Raw genomic sequence first — 14139 nt, 5'->3', positions numbered from 1 at the left:
CTTCGATGGCCAGAAAGATGGATGACGTCGTCGAGGAGCTTCGGGAGGCGGCGACCAAGACTCTCAGCGACGTCGGACAGTCCCTGAAGAAGAACGCTGACGACGTCGCCGACGGGATTCGGAAGCACGCGGATGCTCGTCGTGACCTGGACAGCGACATGGCCAGGTCCGGCTCCGACCGTCCGGGCGGCAACACGCAGAACGCCACCACCACGGATGGCTCCTCACGCAACGGAGACCGGGACCAACAGGGTTGTGGTGACCCGGTCGACGTGGCCACGGGCGCGGTCTTTCTGCAGCGGACCGATCTGACGCTCCCTGGCGACCTCCCGTTGATCCTTAGCCGGAAGCATTCGAGCGACTGGACTTATGGTCATTGGTTCGGCCCTTCATGGTCCTCGACGTTCGACGAGCGGATCGACGTCCACACCGACGTGGTGGGTCGGCGTGCAGCGGTCGTGGTGGCTGCTGACACCAGAGCGCGCGTCTTCAAGAACCTCACGGCTGGTGTGGAGGCCCGCCCGGTCGCGGGTGGGGCTCTGCGGCTGCAGGTCAGCGAGGACGGTGAATACCGTCTGCTCGACGCCGCGACGGGGGTGACCCGCCACTACACCGGCGTCGGCGGTGCGGGTGGCACTGCTTGGTTGTCGTCGATCACGAACGCCTCGGGTGATTGGATCCGGTTCGCGCGTGACGAGCAGGGTGCGCCCGCAGAAGTCACCCACAGTGCCGGGTATCGAGTGCAGGTCGCCACCGCCGAGCATCGGGTCACCGGTCTGACGGTGACCCGTCCCGACGGCACCGATGCGGTGCAGGTGACGGGCTACCGCTACGACGTCAATGGCGATCTGGTCGGGGTCGTCAACGGTTCCGGCGAGGAGCTGGAGTTCGGCTACGAGCACCACCGTCTGACTCGCTGGGTCGACCGCAACGGCACCTTCTACGACTACGTCTACGACACCCAGGGTCGCTGTGTCAGCCAGGGTGGCTCCGACGGCGTCATGCGGAACACGTTCGAGTACGGCGAGCCCAACGCCAGCGGCCTGCGTGAGACCAGAGTGACGGATTCTCGTGAGAACGCCACCGTCTTCAAGATCAACACTCGGTTCCAGGTCGTCGCCACGGTTGACCCGTTGGGAGCCGCGACCAGTTCGGAGTGGAGCGAGCAGAACCAGCTCCTCGCGCGTACCGACCCGCTCGGCCGCCGCGCGACCTTCGCCTACGATGAGGCCGGCAACCTCACGGAGGTCACCCGCCCGGACGGCAGCCAGACCACGATGGAGTGGATCGACACCCTCGCGGGGCCACGCCTGGCACGTCAGGTGCTGCCCGACGGCGCAGTGACGACGCTGGGCTACGACGAAGCCGGACGGCGCATCTCGGTGACCGACGCGACCGGAGCGACCACCGGGTTCTGCTACGACGACCACGGCCACCTGGCCTCGGTCACCGATGCCCTCGGTCGGGTCCGTGCCATCGAGACCGACGCCGCCGGTCTACCGCGGCGGGTGGTCGAGCCCGACGGCCGCTGGGCCGAGTTCGAGCGCGACCACCTCGGCCGGGTCGTCGCCAGCACCGATGCGCTCGGTGCGCGCACGGAATACTCCTGGACCGTCGACGGCCAGCTCGCGTCCCGACTGCTTCCGGACGGCTCCACGGAGTCCTGGACGTACGACGGCGAGGGCAACCCGGTCTCTTACACCGACCCCGTCGGGCGCACCACCATGACCAGGTTCACCCACTTCGACATGCCCGCCGAAGTCCTGGCTCCCGACGGCTCGATCACGCAGTACGCCTACGACCCCGAGCTCCGCCTTACCAGCGTCACCAGCCCCCAGGGCACGACCTGGCGCTACGAGTACGACGAGGCCGGCCGACTCGCGACCGAGACCGACTACAACGGCCGGACGCTCACCTACGCTTACGACGCCGCTGGCCAGATGGTCGAGCAGGTCAACGGCGCAGGTCAGCGGTTGGCCTACGACTATGACGCTCTCGGCAACGTGGTCACCGAGCAGGCCGATGACCAGACCACAACGATGGCGTACGACCCACTCGGTCGTCTCCTGCGTGCGACCTCTCCAAGCGTCGATCTGGTCATCGAACGCGATCCGCTCGGCAGGGTGCTCGCGGAGTCGGTCAACGGTCGGCGCGTGGCCAAGACGTACGACGCCCTCGGTCGGCCGACCCGTCGCTCGACACCTGCGGGCGTCGAGACTGAGTGGTCCTACGGTCTCGGCCTCGCCCCGGAGCGGATGACCGTCGCCGGCCAGGAGATCGCCTTCGAGCACGACCTGTCCGGTCGCGAGACCCGGAGAACCACAGGCGAGCTCGTCCTGGAGCAGACCTGGGACCTCCTCGGTCAGCCCCTGACCCAGCGCCTCGAGCGCAGCGACTCTTCCTCACCGGCGGATGTGCTCCAAGAGCGCACCTACGCCTACGAGTCAGTGGGCCGTCTGATCGGCGTCGATGACAAGATCACCGGCGCCCGCCGCTTTGAGCTCGACCTCGCTGACCGGATCACATCGGTCGCCCTGGACGACTCGGTATCTGAGGTCTACACCTACGACCCCCTCGGCAACATCACCCGCTCCGCCACCGGCGGCGGTGACACCGAGCGCCGCGATTATGAAGGCACGCTCCTCACCCGCGCCGGCCGCAGTCGCTACGCCTACGACACCCAAGGCCGCCTGGTACGCCATACCCGCAGCCGTCTCTCAGAGAAGCCAGATACCTGGCTCTACGAGTGGGACGCCAACGACCGCCTCACCGCCGTTCGCACCCCCGACGGAACCCGCTGGACCTACTTTTATGACGCCCTCGGGCGCCGCGTCGCCAAGCGCCGCCACGCCGACAGTGGCAGCGTCGTCGATGAGATCCTCTTCGCCTGGGACGGCGCCGTCCTCATCGAGCAGGCCGGTGGACGCGGCCATACGCTCTCCTGGGCACACCAGGGTTACCAGCCCCTCGCCCAGGTCGAGCTCACCCAGGGCGAGGTCGACGCCCGCTTCTACTCCATTGTCACCGACCTCGCCGGCGCGCCGTTGGAGCTGGTCGACTCTGATGGGGAACTGCACTGGCACGCGCGCCGGACGATCTGGGGCGTCTCGCTCGATGCGTCAGCCACGCCGCTCCGCTTCGCCGGCCAATACATGGACGAAGAGACCGGCCTCTACTACAACAACCAGCGTTACTACGACCCTGGCACTGGTCGTTATCTTTCTCAGGATCCGCACGGGCTCGCGCCCGCGCCAAACCCAAACACCTACGTCGGGAACCCAACGACCTGGATGGACCCGGTCGGACTGGCCCCGGATGGATCCCTCAACGGGTCTTTCGCCAAGATGTACGATGGCGGCGGCGGAGTGATGGCCGACCTCAACGACGGTGTCTTGTCGATGGCGATCGAAAAGGGGGCTGGCAGTCCATCCGGTGGCCAGATGTTTGGAGAGGTGATGGACCACTTCGGTGCGTCAAACGTCCGTGCCTTTGACGCCAAGTGGGTCACGGCGATGCCGACCAACTTGGATGCATTTAACGCAAATCTTCGAGCCGGGATGTCATATGCAGACGCTGCACGCGGAACGTTCACTGGCCACATGGTCGGCAGATACGGTTTGACAGACGTGGCCGTCGACCCGAGTTCGTTCTCCGGTTCGTTTGGCGAGTACACGAATGTCGCATTGCGCTTCCAACGCCCGGGAGGGTGTCGTGGGTAGTGAGGACAGACAGGACCACGAGGACCTTCGCGCCATGATTCGACAGGGGGCCACGTTCTTGGACATCGTCGCCTACTTGCGCGATCGCGAGTCTGGACGGATCACGCCCTTTGGCGTTCTGGCTGCTTTGCAACAGGAAGCGAACTTGTCCTTCGTTGACACCAGGGATGTGCTGGAGTACTTCGATCCGCAGATGCATCCGATAGTTGATGCAGACGAGATCGAGCGGCGGTGGGCCGAAATCGTTGGGCGGACTGACGAATGACATGGCCGCCTCGTCGTCCGGCGACACGAGCGTTCGCGGGCGTGGGCTGAGAGTGGCCCATGGGATCACCCCAGCTGCGAACTAGCCCCGCAAACGAGTGGGCGGCGAAGAGGATCGTCGAGCTGGTGGGCGAGGATGACATCGAGGTTCGGTTGGTCTGGTCTGACGTTCCGGGTGCGACGCCGCATCCTGATCCGATGAACATCTGATCGAGGAAAGGCGTGAAGATGGACGAACTGATCGCGCGGGGATTCTGGGGTCCGCGGCAGGAGCCACCGGATCAGATCGCCGACAAGCTGGTGGCGTTTCTCGCGGCTCTGGACGACGTGGTCGGCGAGACCCTTCGGTGGTCGTCACTCCACCTCGCGAGCAGGCTGATCGCCGAGCCTGCGAACGCCCTGCAGGTGATATCCGACGCCTTCCATCGCAACACCGACGCTCCGCATCTCGGGGTGACCCAGGCGTATGAAGCCCGTGGAGAGAGGATCGAGGACTTCTCGATCACTATGACTGTGGGCGGATACTCCGAGACCCCGAACGTACGGAACACCTTCGTGCTCAAGGGGCGAGGAGAGGACGCGGAGGCGTTGGCGGACCCGATCTTGCGCCAGCTCGTCTCGGTGTGGGACCCGGACTGGGCCGCTGTGGCCCCGAGGTCCATCATGCGCCTGCTTTCCGAGGTGCATCCGGTCGGCGAGCCTGGCCCGAAGATGGGATGCCTGACCTACCTTTCCGCGGGGAGGGCGCAGGCGCTACCGAGTGGCATGGACAAGCACCTCGAGAAGCTTGACAACGGCGGCGTCGTCATCGGCTCTGGTGAGCCCGATGGCTTCCTGTCCGTGGAGAAGGTCACCGAGTTTGCCAAGGTGCTCCGCCTCAGCGCCGCCTTCTCGCCGACGCCGACCGATCGCAGCAAGCTCTGAGCAAGCCCTGAGCCGGCTCAGCGGCGGCCTCGCAGGCGCGCCAGGGCGCTCATCCCGTGGTAGATCACGATCGCGGCGATGGTGCCCAGCGCGATGCCGGTGAAGGTGAGGTCGCCGAAGGTCAGGGTGAGGTTGCCGATGCCGATGACCAGGGCGACGGCGGCGGTGAACTGGTTGACCGGGTCGGCGAAGTCGACCCGGTTGTCCAGCCAGATCCGGATGCCGATCAGGCCGATCAGGCCGTAGAGCGCGACGGTGATCCCGCCGAGCACGCCGGCAGGGATCGTGTTCAGGAGAGCCCCGAACTTGGGGGACAGTGACAGCAGGATCGCCACGACGCCGGCGACCCAGTAGGCCGCGGTCGAGAAGACCCGGGTCGCGGTCATGACGCCGATGTTCTCGCCGTACGTCGTGGTCGCCGAGCCGCCGAAGCCACCGGCGATGGTGGTGGCGAGGCCGTCGGCGAAGAGGGCCCGGCCGGTCTCGCGGTTGATGGTGTCGTCGCCGGCGAGGTGGGCGACGCTGCGTACGTGGCCGACGTTCTCGGCGACGAGGACGAGCACGACCGGCAGGAACATGGGTACGACCGACCAGGACACGGTCGGCGTGGAGAAGTCCGGGAGCCCGAACCAGGCAGCGTCCTGGAAGGCCGAGGTGTCGATCTGGCCGAAGAGGAGCGCAGCGATGTAGCCCACGACGACACCGACCAGGATCGAGAGCCGGGCGATCAGCCCGCGGAAGGCGACCGCGACGACCAGCACGGTCGCCAGGGTGATCGCGGCGACCACCACGGCCCCGTTTTCGGGGTTGGCCGGGTCACCGCCGACCACGTTGTTGGTCGCGGCCGACGCCAGGTTGAGACCGATCAGCGCGACGATCGCACCGGTCACCACCGGGGGCATCAGCGCCTCGATCCAGCCGGTGCCGGTGACCATCACGATGACGCCGACCAGCGCCAGCAGCGCCCCGGTGACCAGGATGCCGAAGAGCGCCGACCCCATCCCGCCGCCGCCCATCGCGGCACCGATCGGCGCGATGAAGGCGAACGAGGAGCCGAGGTAGCTGGGCAGCCGGTTGCGCGTGATGAGCAGGAACAGCAGCGTGCCGATGCCGGAGAAGAACAGCGTCGTGGTCGGCGGGAAGCCGGTCAGCAACGGCACCAGGAACGTGGCGCCGAACATCGCGACCACGTGCTGGCCGCCGAAGCCGATCGTCCGGGGCCAGCTCAACCGCTCCCCGGGCTTGACGATCGCCCCCTCGCGTACGTTCTTGCCGTCATCGTGCAGATCCCAGCCGAGTCGCATCTCGCACCCTCTTCAGCTCTCGTACGGCGCCGTTCGCCGCGTGCCGAACGATAGGGCCGAATTGAGCGAGGACGGAAGCCAGGCACTCCGTAGGGTTGGACACATGACGATCCGTATCGGAGTCCAGATCCAGCCCCAGCACGCCGACTACGCCCAGATCCGCGATGCCGCCCGGCGCGCGGAGGAGATCGGCGTCGACATCCTCTTCAACTGGGACCACTTCTACCCGCTCTACGGCGAGCCCGACGGCAAGCACTTCGAGGCCTGGACCATGCTCGCGGCCTGGGCCGAGCAGACCACGCGTGCCGAGATCGGCTGCCTGGTGACCTGCAACTCCTACCGCAACCCCGAGCTGCTCGCCGACATGGCCCGTACCGTCGACCACATCTCCGACGGCCGGCTGGTCTTCGGGATCGGGTCCGGCTGGTTCGAGCGGGACTACACCGAGTACGGCTACGACTTCGGCACCGCCGGCTCGCGCCTCGACGCGCTCGGCGTGGCGCTCCCGCGCATCGAGAAGCGGTGGTCCGAGCTCAACCCCGCGCCCGTCCGGAAGATCCCGGTCATGATCGGTGGCGGCGGGGAGAAGAAGACCCTGAAGTACGTCGCGAAGCACGCCGACATCTGGCACTCCTTCTCCGACGTGGCAACCCTGGAGCGCAAGCGCGGCGTGCTCGCCGGCCACTGCGAGGCGATCGGCCGCGACGTGAACGAGATCGAGATCTCGACCGCGGCCGACAGCTCGGAGGCCGCCAAGCCGCTCTACGACGCCGGTGCCCGGCTGTTCACCTACGGAGTCAACGGCCCTGACTACGACCTCAAGCCGCTGGAGGACCTCGTCGCCTGGCGTGACAGCCAGTCGAGTGCAACCTGAGCCCTGCCTCGGACGTCTGTAGGTCATGTGGCGATATGGGTGGGTGCTGCTCCTCGTGGCGGCGAGCGCGTGTGGGAACGACCAGGTGCTCGACCCTGCCGCAGGGAGCGGCACCGTCCGCTCAGCGGGCACCGTGACGGTGCTCGACGACGGCGGTGGGCCGCAGCTGTGCCTCGGGGCGATCCAGGAGTCGATGCCGCCACAGTGCGAGGGGCTCGAGGTGACCGGCTGGGACTGGGCCGACCATCCCGAGCACGAGGAGGCCGGAGGCACCCGCTGGGGCGACTTCCAGGTCACCGGCACCCTCAATGACACGACGTTCACTGTGACCGAGGCGGTGCCGGCCGCCGACGCGTCGGTTCCGCCGGCAGAGGAGGTCGTCGACTTCAGCAGCCCGTGCCCCGAGCCCGAGGGCGGCTGGAAGGTGATCGACCCTGAGCGGACCACGATGGAGACCCAGGAGGCGACCGTGTCCGCTGCGCACCGGTTGCCTGGCTTCACCGACCTGTGGCTCGACCAGACTCGGGTGGCGCAACCGATGAACGACCCGCGCAAGCTCATCCTCAACGTACGCGTCACCAGTGATCCTGCCGCGGCCGAGAAAGGGCTGCGCAAGACCTGGGGCGGGATGCTCTGCGTCTCGCGCGCGACGGTGTCGAAGGAGGAGCTCGCCGATATCCAGGACGAGCTCGAGGACCAGCCGCACTACCTCGGCAGCGGTCTGTCCCGTGGTGCCGTCCACCTGCGTGTGCTGCTCGACGACGGCAGTCTCCAGCAGCGCCTCGACGAGACGTACGGCAGGGGCACGGTCATCCTCGAGCGCGCCCTCTTCGAGCCGGTCGGGTGAGCCGTCAGGCGACGACCGTCCCCGTCGTCGCCTGCAGGTCCGCGTACGCCTTCGAGAGCTGCTGCGTCATCGGCCCGCGCTCGATCGGCCGGCCGTCGAGGGAGACCACCGGGGTGAGTCCGCCCATCGTGCCGGTGACGAAGGCCTCGTCGGCCGTGTGGGCGTCGGTGAGCGAGAAGTCGCCGACATCCACCGGCAGACCCAGCTCCGCCGCGAGGTCGAGAACAGTGGCGCGAGTGATCCCCTCGGGGCACGCACGGGTCGTCGAGGTGCGCAGCACCCCGTCGCGTACGTGGAAGAAGTGGGTCGCGTTGGTCTCGGCGATGAAGCCGGCGTCATCGAGCATCAGCGCGTCGTCGGCGCCCGCGTTGTTGGCCTCGACCTTGGCCAGGATCGACGGGATCAGGTTGTTGTGATGGATCTTCGGGTCGAGCATGTCGGCGCGCGGGCGGCGCTGGGCCGCGGTGATCAGCGTGATCCCCGAGTCGTCGTAGACCGGCGACTTGAACTCGGCCAGCACGATCAGCGTCGGACCCGACTGGTTGAGCCGCGGGTCCATGCCGGAGGTGACCTTCACCCCGCGCGAGAGCGTGAGCCGGATGTGGACGTCGTCGCGCATCTCGTTGGCCGCCAGGCACTCCCGGATCGCCTCGGTCATGAACGCGTCGGAGGGAATGTCCGAGAAGGCGAGAGCCCGCGCCGAGCGCCGCAGCCGCTGCAGGTGCTCATCGAGCTTGAAGATGCGCCCCCGGGTGAGCCGCAGCCCCTCCCAGACGCCGTCGCCGCCCTGGGCGAGCGAGTCGAACGGCGAGATCCGCGCCTCCAGGCGGTGGCTGAGCTCGCCGTTGATCCAGACCTGGAGGTGGTCGTTGCGGGGGTCGTAGGTCTGCAGCATCAGTCGCCGTTCTTGATATCGGGAGCCATGACATAGGGGGCGAGGCGATCGTAGTAGGGCAGGCAGCGCTCCAGCAGCGGCGCCAGGCGCGAGGGCAGCGGGTCGGCGGCGCCGGGGGAGGAGGCCGCGAACCCGGTCGACGCCCACACCCCGGAATACCAGTGCGGGGCCCACACGCCGTCGGAGTCGCGCGGGCCGGCCGGCCACGACAGCATCGCCTCGTCGAAGCCGATCCCCAGCGCCTCGCACAGCCCGACGAGAGCCGCCCGCGGCGAGGCCAGGATCGAGGCGGCATCGACCACCGGCCCGCCGAACTCCTCGAAGAGCGCCACCTGCTGCGGCAGCCCGAGGTCCTCCAGCGTCGGCTCCTCGCGGACCTTGGCGTACGAGGTCAGCACCCGCTCCGGGTCGCGGACCAGGAACGCGTGCGAGAGCCCGGCGAAGGCGCCGTGGTCCATCTCCGGGAGCAGGTGATGGGTCATGTGCTTCTGATACTGGACCGCCGAGCCGACCGGCCCAGACGTGATCTCCTTGGCCACGACCCGCCAGTCGTTCGGCTGGGAGGCGAGCACGTCGTCACGGCCGGGATGGTCGAGGCCAGTGGACGAGAGGTAGGCGGCGTACAGCGGCTCGTCGAGAACCGTGCAGTCCGGCCGGTTCTCGAACGAGCGCATCAACGCCGTGGATAGGTTTCTCGGTCCTGACCACATCGCGATCCGCACAGTCACGGCGCAACGCTAGCCGGGTCAGGCCTGGTCGGCAGGCTCCAGCGAGATCGAGATCGAGTTGATGCAGAACCGGTCGCCGGTCGGGGTGCCGTAGCCGTCGGGGAAGACGTGGCCGAGGTGGGAGCCGCAGTTGGCGCAGCGGACCTCCACCCGGTCCATCCCGTGCGACTTGTCCTCGATGTACTCGATCGTCTCGCTGATCGGCTGGTAGAACGACGGCCAGCCGCAGCCGGAGTGGAACTTGGTGTCCGACTCGAACAGCTTGGCCTTGCAGGCCTTGCACGAGTAGACGCCCTTGGTCTCGGTGTCGGTGTATTCACCCGTGAACGCCCGCTCGGTGCCCGCCTGGCGCAGCACCGCGTACTCCTCCGGCGAGAGCTCTGCTCGCCACTCCTCGTCGGACTTCTCCACGTTGTAACCCATGGTTGAAATGGTACGTCTGGGGTGGGAGCAGAACTCCATTGCCAAAGTCGAGCAATCTACTATACTTAAACTCACGACGCTTCTGGAGGAGGCCACCTTGACCGCCCTTGCCATACAGCCCCTGCTGGACGCCATCCGCACCTACGCCGAGGACGACCTGCTCGCGCGGGTGCAGGTGCCCGAGACCGGCCGCGAGTTCCACCTGCTCCACCGCGACGACGAGGTCGAGGTCTGGATGATCGCCTGGTCGCCGGGCGCCAGCACCGGCTTCCACGACCACGGCACCGCGACCACCGCCTTCACCGTCCTGACCGGCAGCCTGGTCGAGCACAACTGGCTCGGTGGTCTGCAGATCGCCGACGTCGGCCCGGGCGACGCCCGCGCGCACGACGCCGGCCACGTCCATGACGTACGCAACGTCGGCTCGCGCCCGGCGATCAGCCTGCACGCGTACGCACCGAGGCTGGACGCGATGCACAACTACCGCTTTCACGGCGACCGGATCAGCCTGATCGGTGCCGAGCCCGGACGCCCCTGACGCTCAGAAGCCGGTGATGCAGTAGGGCAGCGGGCCGCCGTCGGCCATCGCCGCCCAGGTCTCGATCGCCTCGGGCGAGCCGGTAATCCGGCCGGCGGCTGCCAGGGTGCGTACGTCGACGCCGCCGAGATACAGGGCACCGAGGGTGTCCGCGGCGAGCTCCACGGTCGGGGCTACGTCGGTCCGGGTGACCTCGGCCGTGCCGTCCTTCACCGCGACCCGCCAGGCACCGGCAGCGTGGCCGAGCGGGTCGTCGACACCGAGGACGACCTCGCCAGCGGCGTACCAAGGGCGTGCCTGCAGGGCCACCGGCACATCGAGCACGCGCATCCACAGCATGTCGTCGATCTCGGCGCTCTTGACCGCGAACGGCTCGGCGAGCGCCCAGTAGAGCGGGTCCTGCAGCGGCGCCCGGTTCCAGGAGACCCGCTCGACGAGGTCGATGTCGGCGAGGAACCGCCACAGCTGCAGGTAGGCCGCCGGGGTCAGCGCCACCAGGTCGACGACCCGCGCCATCCGCAGCCCGGAGTCGTTGCGCTCGTCGGCGGTCTTGTAGATCGCGTAGCCGTCGGGCGTGCCGGAGGCGTCCAGGTGCAGCACGGCGCGCTGCTTCGACTCGCCCTTCGAGTCGCCGCCGAAGTCGTAGGCGCTGGATAGCCAGGGCTCGTAGAACTGCGGCCGGGTGACCGAGCCGCGGGTGCGCTCCTGGAAGGTGCCGTAGATCTCGGCGACCGTCTTCCAGGCGTCGGCCGGCTCGACCATGGTCACCGAACCGTCATCGGCGGGCACCTCGGGGCGGTAGCGGAACTTCGCGGTCACGTCGACCTCGACCTGGCGCAGATGGGTGGCCGTGCCGAACCCGAAGCGGCCGTAGATCGACCCCTCGGAGACGGTCAGCGCCGCCAGCGGCACGCCCGCGGCGACCGCATCGGCGAGCGAGACCGTCATCAGCTTGCGCAGCAGTCCCTGGCGCCGATGGGTCGGGGAGACGGTCACATCGCTGATCAGCAGCGTCGGCAGGCTGACGCCGCCGCCCACGTTGACCGGTGACGTCCAGGAGGAGAACGTCGCGACCGGGATCGTGGCCGAGGAGAACTCCGAGTTCTCCGTCCACGCTCCCAGCAGCGTCACCGAGTCGGAGCGGGTGTGGTCGCGCCAGACCTGGATGCCGTCGTCGTTGCCTCGGGACTGGTGGAAGCCACGTCGCGTGCCTTCGTACCACCCCTTCAACAGGGCCTCGTCCCCGTCGAAGGGGTCGAGGCTGCGGAAGACGAGGCCGGGGTGCTCGAGCGCGCTCATGTTCAGAACGTACGCCGCCGAGCACCCCGATCTCGACTGGTTATTCCTCCGCCGGGCCGGTGGCGGGCACCGGAGTGACCACCTGCTTGCGCCGTCGGGAGAGGAGCCAGACGGGCGCGATGAGGAGCAGGAGGACCGGCGTCCACGGGATGATGGCGCCGAGCGCGACCGCGAGGACACGGGCCGAGTCGCCCAGCGCCTCCCAGCCGGCGCTCAGCCCGGCCAGGAAGCCGGGGTCGTCGTCGGAGGAACCGCCGGGACCGGCACGGTCGATGTTGACCGTGATGGTCGACAGCGAGGTCTGGTCCTCGAGGGCTGCCTGCTGGGCGAGCAGCGAGTTGAGGTCGGCTTCGCGGCGGGCGAGCTCGGACTCGATCGCGATGACATCACCGATCGCCTCCGCGCGGGAGAGGAGCGTACGGATCCTCTCGATGCTCGTCCGGGCGTTCTTCACCCGCACCTCGGTGTCGACGACCTCGGTGGTGACGTCGGTGGACGTGGTGTTGGAGTCGACCAGGGTGGCGGTGTCCTCGAGGTCGGCCATCGCGTCGTCGAACGACTTCGAGGGGATCCGGAGGACCATCCGGGCATAGCTGGGTCCGTCGTCGTCGCTGTCGCTGGTCTCCTGCTCGGTGACCTGGCCGGCGTACCTGTCGGAGATCTGCTGCACCTGCGTACGTGTCTTTCCGACGTCCTTCGCGTCGAGCGAGACGGAGCCGGTGGAGATGATCGATGCTTTCGTGACGGCCTGCTTCGGAGCCGCGGCGTCCGCATCCTCCGCAGCCATCTCCGGACCTGCCGCCTTCCCGGCTGATTGGTCGGCCAGCGACTCGACCGAGCCGGAGTCGGCGGAGGCGCCGTCCGATCCGTTCGACCCGCCGCAGGCGCCGAGGGCGAAGATGCTGACGATGCTGATCACAAGGGCCGCACCCGAGATAGGCCTGACCTTTGCTGTTTTCATGCCCCTAGTACGCCCGGGGGCATGAAAACGGTGCGGGCGACGGCTAGTCACTTCGGGCCATCTCCTTCGGTCCATCTCCGGATCAGCTCGTCGCCGCAGCCGCCACCAGATCGGTGGCCTGCGCAACGATGTCGGCCCGCATGTCGGCCAGCGGTTCGCCGGTGGCGTCCCCGTCGAGGACCGGTACGTGGATGTGACCCTGCTTGGTGTCGGCCTGGAGCGCGTCGCGGAGGGCGGTGGTGCGGTAGGCCGACTCGTTCGACAGGTAGTCACCGCCGCCACCGGCGACCGCCGTGGAGCCCGGCGTCGGGTCCTCCCGGGTGACCGGCGTGGTCGATCCGGCCGGGATCTCGGTGACGACCCGGTTGATGTTCACCGGGAAGGTGCCGGGCACGGCCGCCTTCATCGCCTCGACCGGCAGCGTGGTCCGGGTCCACTGCGGCTGCGGGTCGGCATGAGGAAGGTCCTCGGGGATCGGGATCGTCTCGTTGACGCTGACCCGGTCGTTGTCGGGGAAGGTGCCGCGATGGGCGCCGTTCCAGACCTCCAGGTCGAAACGGCCGGCGCGGCCTTGGCTGATGGTGATGGCGGTGTCCACGTCGCGCTTGCCGGGGATCAGGTGGGGCAAGAAGGCGCGCTCGACGATGCCCTGGGCGAACGGCTCCCACAGCACCGGGAACACCACGGTCTGGATCTCGACGGGCCCCTTCGCCGTGTGCACGACGCGCCCGTCCATCGCCAGCGCCGTCGCCCCGGACGGGTTCGACTGGCGGATGTTGCGATCGAGGGTGAACGGGTCGAATCCGGAAGCCAGCACCTGCCGTGACCGGCCGGACCCCCCGCGCGCGAAGGCGGTCGACTCGATCCCGCGCGAGCTCCGATCGAAGGCCGCCAGCACCTTCGCCCGGGTGTCCTCTGACCAGGTTCGGTACGCAGGAGCGACCCGCGCGATCTCCAGCTCGCCCGCCAGTCGGGCCCAGTAGAGCGGCCGGTCGTCGCTGCGCGGCAGGTCGCCGCCGGCGTCACCGCGGCCCTGCACCCGGTCGACCGCGCGCTGCCACAGCGCCTGGCCGGCGAGCCGTGCCGCAGCGGTGGCGGCCCTGCTGCTGCCCGCGTCGCAGACGGCCGTCCTCACCGCGCGGGCGACGTCGTCGAATCCGGAGCGCGCCAGGATGTCGATCACCGCCGGGTCGGCGAGCCGAGTGTGCTCCACCCGGGTGTCGGGCGAGGCGACCGTCCCGCACGCCGGGCCGGTGCTCGCGGTCGCAGGCGCGCCGGTGAGGCCGAGGGTGATGGCGGCGGCCAGGGCCGCCGTGGCGGCGGTCAGTGCCGTGGTTCGAGTCGACATGGGGGTCCTCCGAGA

The 14139-nt window shown here is 68.5% G+C and carries 13 protein-coding genes; 6 read left to right on the top strand and 7 right to left on the bottom strand.

All coding sequences use genetic code 11. The annotated features are described in order from the left end of the window. Positions 1–5: 5 nt before the first annotated feature. The 3 genes from ABTW65_RS12815 to ABTW65_RS12805 all read left to right on the top strand — a co-directional run bounded on the left by ABTW65_RS12815 (position 6) and on the right by ABTW65_RS12805 (position 4907). The gene (locus tag ABTW65_RS12815) at positions 6–3719 is read left to right on the top strand and encodes an RHS repeat-associated core domain-containing protein (protein WP_350660550.1); all 3714 of its coding nucleotides are present in this window, start codon (positions 6–8) and stop codon (positions 3717–3719) included. A 58-nt stretch (positions 3720–3777) separates the two neighbouring features. Then, positions 3778–3984 carry a hypothetical protein gene (locus tag ABTW65_RS12810; RefSeq protein WP_350660548.1) on the top strand — a complete coding sequence of 69 codons (207 nt, stop codon included), beginning with the start codon at positions 3778–3780 and terminating at the stop codon, positions 3982–3984. A gap of 227 nt (positions 3985–4211) precedes the next feature. After that, entirely contained in the window at positions 4212–4907 is a 696-nt protein-coding gene (locus ABTW65_RS12805) for an Imm52 family immunity protein (protein WP_350660546.1), read from the top strand. Between the two features lie 17 nt (positions 4908–4924). Here ABTW65_RS12805 and ABTW65_RS12800 read toward each other — a convergent pair whose 3' ends face one another. Further along, positions 4925–6211, bottom strand: coding sequence for a uracil-xanthine permease family protein (locus ABTW65_RS12800; protein ID WP_350660544.1), 1287 nt, complete (start codon positions 6209–6211; stop codon positions 4925–4927). A 103-nt stretch (positions 6212–6314) separates the two neighbouring features. On the opposite strand from ABTW65_RS12800, the gene ABTW65_RS12795 reads away from it, so the two are divergent. Further along, complete coding sequence (locus tag ABTW65_RS12795; protein WP_350660542.1) at positions 6315–7085, top strand: LLM class F420-dependent oxidoreductase; 771 nt, start codon at positions 6315–6317, stop codon at positions 7083–7085. Between the two features lie 25 nt (positions 7086–7110). Next, positions 7111–7932 carry a hypothetical protein gene (locus tag ABTW65_RS12790; protein ID WP_350660540.1) on the top strand — a complete coding sequence of 274 codons (822 nt, stop codon included), beginning with the start codon at positions 7111–7113 and terminating at the stop codon, positions 7930–7932. A 4-nt stretch (positions 7933–7936) separates the two neighbouring features. Here the strand turns inward: ABTW65_RS12790 and ABTW65_RS12785 are convergent, their stop codons facing one another. Genes ABTW65_RS12785 through msrB form a run of 3 tightly spaced genes read right to left on the bottom strand, consistent with a single transcriptional unit; the run spans position 7937 to position 9978 of the window. Continuing rightward, positions 7937–8827, bottom strand: coding sequence for an aminotransferase class IV (locus ABTW65_RS12785; protein ID WP_350660538.1), 891 nt, complete (start codon positions 8825–8827; stop codon positions 7937–7939). Further along, the gene (locus ABTW65_RS12780) at positions 8827–9537 is read right to left on the bottom strand and encodes a sulfotransferase-like domain-containing protein (protein ID WP_350661245.1); all 711 of its coding nucleotides are present in this window, start codon (positions 9535–9537) and stop codon (positions 8827–8829) included. Before ABTW65_RS12780 ends, ABTW65_RS12785 begins: the two co-directional genes overlap by 1 nt. Positions 9538–9573: 36 nt before the next feature. Next, the gene (gene msrB / locus ABTW65_RS12775) at positions 9574–9978 is read right to left on the bottom strand and encodes a peptide-methionine (R)-S-oxide reductase MsrB (RefSeq protein ID WP_350660535.1); all 405 of its coding nucleotides are present in this window, start codon (positions 9976–9978) and stop codon (positions 9574–9576) included. Here msrB and ABTW65_RS12770 point away from each other — a divergent pair. Continuing rightward, positions 9977–10516: a cysteine dioxygenase gene (locus tag ABTW65_RS12770; RefSeq protein WP_350660533.1), complete on the top strand. Its 540-nt coding sequence runs from the start codon at positions 9977–9979 to the stop codon at positions 10514–10516. The two genes, msrB and ABTW65_RS12770, sit on opposite strands and share 2 nt — an antisense overlap. A 3-nt stretch (positions 10517–10519) precedes the next feature. Here the strand turns inward: ABTW65_RS12770 and ABTW65_RS12765 are convergent, their stop codons facing one another. The 3 genes from ABTW65_RS12765 to ABTW65_RS12755 all read right to left on the bottom strand — a co-directional run bounded on the left by ABTW65_RS12765 (position 10520) and on the right by ABTW65_RS12755 (position 14124). After that, positions 10520–11815 (bottom strand): GNAT family N-acetyltransferase, encoded by a 1296-nt coding sequence (locus tag ABTW65_RS12765; protein ID WP_350660531.1) that lies wholly within the window; start codon positions 11813–11815, stop codon positions 10520–10522. A 40-nt stretch (positions 11816–11855) separates the two neighbouring features. Then, positions 11856–12734 carry a DUF4349 domain-containing protein gene (locus ABTW65_RS12760; protein WP_350660529.1) on the bottom strand — a complete coding sequence of 293 codons (879 nt, stop codon included), beginning with the start codon at positions 12732–12734 and terminating at the stop codon, positions 11856–11858. 124 nt (positions 12735–12858) lie between these two features. Then, on the bottom strand, positions 12859–14124 hold the full coding sequence (locus tag ABTW65_RS12755; RefSeq protein WP_350660527.1) for a PA0049 C-terminal domain-containing protein: 1266 nt from the start codon (positions 14122–14124) through the stop codon (positions 12859–12861). Between the last annotated feature and the right edge of the window lie 15 nt (positions 14125–14139).

The organism is Nocardioides sp. NPDC127503, from assembly GCF_040302165.1.
Classification (GTDB): domain Bacteria; phylum Actinomycetota; class Actinomycetes; order Propionibacteriales; family Nocardioidaceae; genus Nocardioides.
Note: the sequence above shows the minus strand (reverse complement) of the source record. Positions and strands in the feature narration are given on the sequence as shown.

Bases quoted from the DNA above. Each gene is read 5' to 3' on its own strand.
- ABTW65_RS12815 (WP_350660550.1), top strand. From the start codon at position 6: ATGGCCAGAAAGATGGATGACGTCGTCGAGGAGCTTCGGGAGGCGGCG.
- ABTW65_RS12805 (WP_350660546.1), top strand. From the start codon at position 4,212: ATGGACGAACTGATCGCGCGGGGATTCTGGGGTCCGCGGCAGGAGCCA.
- ABTW65_RS12800 (WP_350660544.1), bottom strand. From the start codon at position 6,211: ATGCGACTCGGCTGGGATCTGCACGATGACGGCAAGAACGTACGCGAG.
- ABTW65_RS12795 (WP_350660542.1), top strand. From the start codon at position 6,315: ATGACGATCCGTATCGGAGTCCAGATCCAGCCCCAGCACGCCGACTAC.
- ABTW65_RS12790 (WP_350660540.1), top strand. From the start codon at position 7,111: ATGTGGCGATATGGGTGGGTGCTGCTCCTCGTGGCGGCGAGCGCGTGT.
- ABTW65_RS12785 (WP_350660538.1), bottom strand. From the start codon at position 8,827: ATGCTGCAGACCTACGACCCCCGCAACGACCACCTCCAGGTCTGGATC.
- ABTW65_RS12780 (WP_350661245.1), bottom strand. From the start codon at position 9,537: ATGTGGTCAGGACCGAGAAACCTATCCACGGCGTTGATGCGCTCGTTC.
- ABTW65_RS12770 (WP_350660533.1), top strand. From the start codon at position 9,977: ATGGTTGAAATGGTACGTCTGGGGTGGGAGCAGAACTCCATTGCCAAA.
- msrB (WP_350660535.1), bottom strand. From the start codon at position 9,978: ATGGGTTACAACGTGGAGAAGTCCGACGAGGAGTGGCGAGCAGAGCTC.
- ABTW65_RS12765 (WP_350660531.1), bottom strand. From the start codon at position 11,815: ATGAGCGCGCTCGAGCACCCCGGCCTCGTCTTCCGCAGCCTCGACCCC.
- ABTW65_RS12755 (WP_350660527.1), bottom strand. From the start codon at position 14,124: ATGTCGACTCGAACCACGGCACTGACCGCCGCCACGGCGGCCCTGGCC.